The sequence below is a fragment of the Oscillibacter sp. CAG:155 genome, from assembly GCA_000436875.1.
Lineage (GTDB): Bacteria > Bacillota > Clostridia > Oscillospirales > Oscillospiraceae > Oscillibacter.
The window spans coordinates 1-2,662 of the sequence record FR890890.1 but is presented as its reverse complement, the minus strand read 5'-3'; the positions used below and the strand labels follow the sequence as shown (position 1 = coordinate 2,662).

Below are 2,662 nucleotides of genomic sequence, written 5' to 3'. Positions count from 1 at the left end.
AAAGCTGCTCTGGAGGCGGACGGCCGCTTCCAGGAGACCGTCGAGAGCCGGGCCGGCTGCACCGTATTCTGCCACTGCGGGCCGGATACCTTAGGTATTATTTTCCTGCGCAAGTGAAAAGAGCATGAAAAAAAGACCGCCATCCGGCGGTCTTTTTTTCGTGGGGTGTTTACTTGACGGCGATGGCCTCCACCTCGCACAAAACGCCCTTGGGCAGCTCCTTCACGGCCACGCAGCTGCGGGCGGGCTTGGAGGTGAAGAACTTGGCATAGGCTTCATTGAAGGCGGCAAAGTCGCCCATGTCCGCCAGGAAGCAGGTGGTCTTGACCACGTTCTCAAAGCCCACCCCGGCGGCGGCCAGGATGGCGCCCACGTTCTTGCAGCTCTGCTCGGCCTGGGCGGTGATACCCTCAGCGATAGCGCCGGTGGCGGGGTCCACGGGGATCTGGCCGGATGTGAAAATCAGATCGCCCGCCGTCCAGCCCTGGGAGTAGGGACCGATGGCACCGGGGGCGTTGGGAGTTGCAATCACAGTCTTGTTCATGGGAAGATACCTCCTCTGTATAGATAATTTTATCATAGCACGGGCGGCGAAAAAGTCAACCTCTGCCGCTTGAGGAAGCGGGCGGAACGTGCTATCATAAATGGGAATACATAAACATCTCTGCCGGAAACCGGCAGGGGAAAGGAGTTATTTTGAAGGATTTCAAACAGTATTTGATGGACGACGGATACTTCCGTCAGGAGGAACTGATCTTCGCGGACTGCGACCGGAACCAGCGGGCCCGGGTGTCCACGTTTTTGAGCAAGGCCGCCGCCTTCGCCGGATATGACTACGATGCCCGGGGGCTGACCCACGAGAAGCTCTATTCCATGCGGGAGGTGTTTTTGCTCTCCCGGATGGCGGTGCGGATTCACCGCTGCCCCATGGCGCAGGAAGTGCTGGACATCTCTACCTGGGAAAATGGGGTCAAGGGCGCCCATATGCAGCGGGTGTACGAGTTGGCGGACCAGACCGGCGCGGTGTGCGTATCCATCCGCAGCGAGTGGATTCTGGTGGACCCAGAGACCCGGCATATCATGCGGCCGGAGACCTTCACCGCCAAGAAGCTGGGAGTCTGTGACAAGCCCATCGACTGCCCGGAGCCCAAAAAGGTGCTGCTGCCCAAAGAGGGACGGGAGGACCGGGGCAGCCGCATGATCCGCTGGTCCGACCTGGACGGCAACGGCCACGTGTACAGCGGCAACTACGGAGACATCGTCTGGGATGCCCTGCCGGAGGACCTGCAGGAGCGGGTGCCCACGGAGTTCTACATCAATTACAGCAAGGAGGCCACCCTGGGCCAGGAACTGCGGCTGTGGGGCTTCCGGGATGGGCAGGAGTACCGCATGGAGGGCATCGGCCCCCAGGGAACCTGCTTTACAGCGCTATGCGTATTCGCGGAACAGTAAAAAAGCGAACGATAATTTTGTGAAAATTAACCATTAACATTTGAACGTGTTTTTGCAAAATGTAACCAGTCTTGTAACCTTCCTGTGCTATACTGCAAATAAATCAGGAGAGGGGGTGAGACTGAGGGTGCAGGAACGAGTTTGGGGGAACGAATACCGAACGGTTCTGGTGTGTGTGGACGACTTTGAAGACCGGATTCTCTCCGGCTGGATCTGCCATCCCTGCCTTGGCGAGGGACGGAAGGTCCGGGGCCTGATGGAGTTTTTCAAGGTGGTGGAGGACCTGCTGGAGCAGATACGCTTTCCGCAGTCCTTTACTGCCAAGCGGGCATTTGGTCAGGCAGAGCCTGTCTTTTGCCGGGAGGAGAGAGATTCCGCACAGGGCCCCCCACGCAAAGGGAAACTGGGAACGTTTGCAGTGCGGATTCTGTTTCGGTACCATGCCAGCTGGCAGGGGTCTGTGTCGTGGCTGGAGGGCGGACAGGAAGAGCCGTTCCGAAGTGCATTGGAGCTGGCGCTGCTGATAGACAGCGCATTGGAGCAAACCGAAAAGGGAGAAAATTGCGAGAAAAGGGTACCCTTTTCTCAGTCCTGCGGCCGCAGGACTGAATAACCTCTGAAAACCCGTGCGGGGAACCCGCACAAAGAAATATGTAAAGGGCAAACCGCCCGAAAGGGCGGGACGCAAAACCAGGGGGCTAACGCGTGCAGACGCCATGCCAGCCCAGTCGCCATATATTCGATCTTCAAAATGGAAGGAGAACGAACAAAATGGCAAAGAAATTGCAAAAGGTGTTTGCTCTGCTGATGACGGTGAGCATGGCTATGAGCCTTATGAGCATCAGCGCTTTTGCAGAGGAAACTGATGAGGCGGACATTGTTGTAAAAGTCGGAGAGACTGCCGAGATCCATGGCTATACGGAAAACGCAGAAGGTGCGCCTGACGATGACACATGGACAGTGGAGAATGGAGAAACTGCCAAGGTGGAAGTCACCGATGAAGGCGTCTTTGTCACCGGCAAGAGTGCCGGCAGCACAACCATTACCCACACCTATTATGTGTTGCAGGAAGAAGAGCCCTTGCCAGAACAGCCGGCAGTGGAAAATGTGATCACGAACCAGACCCCCACTGACGTGGAGAAGCCCACCGACACGGAGAAGCCCGTTGATACGGAGAAGCCCGCTGATACGGAGGAGCCCACCGATACGG

Annotated in this window: 4 protein-coding genes, 1 pseudogene and 1 riboswitch; of the genes and pseudogenes, 4 read left to right on the top strand and 1 reads right to left on the bottom strand. The window is 57.3% G+C overall.

The window, feature by feature from the left end:
- A pseudogene (locus QZL67_RS04600) lies at window positions 1–117 on the top strand (DegV family protein); the annotation flags it as partial.
- Between the two features lie 52 nt (window positions 118–169).
- On the opposite strand, the gene QZL67_RS04595 reads toward QZL67_RS04600, so the two are convergent.
- Window positions 170–544, bottom strand: coding sequence for a RidA family protein (locus tag QZL67_RS04595; protein WP_022289588.1), 375 nt, complete (start codon window positions 542–544; stop codon window positions 170–172).
- A 152-nt stretch (window positions 545–696) separates the two neighbouring features.
- On the opposite strand from QZL67_RS04595, the gene QZL67_RS04590 reads away from it, so the two are divergent.
- From QZL67_RS04590 to QZL67_RS04580, 3 genes are all read left to right on the top strand, one after another.
- Window positions 697–1,452 carry an acyl-[acyl-carrier-protein] thioesterase gene (locus tag QZL67_RS04590; RefSeq protein WP_022289587.1) on the top strand — a complete coding sequence of 252 codons (756 nt, stop codon included), beginning with the start codon at window positions 697–699 and terminating at the stop codon, window positions 1,450–1,452.
- Between the two features lie 127 nt (window positions 1,453–1,579).
- Window positions 1,580–2,065, top strand: coding sequence for a hypothetical protein (locus QZL67_RS04585; RefSeq protein WP_292919868.1), 486 nt, complete (start codon window positions 1,580–1,582; stop codon window positions 2,063–2,065).
- 36 nt (window positions 2,066–2,101) lie between these two features.
- Window positions 2,102–2,188: riboswitch (cyclic di-GMP riboswitch) on the top strand.
- Window positions 2,189–2,223: 35 nt separating this feature from the next.
- Window positions 2,224–2,662, top strand: a 439-nt coding sequence (locus QZL67_RS04580; protein WP_292919866.1) for an Ig-like domain-containing protein, incomplete at its 3' end; no start/stop codon positions are given.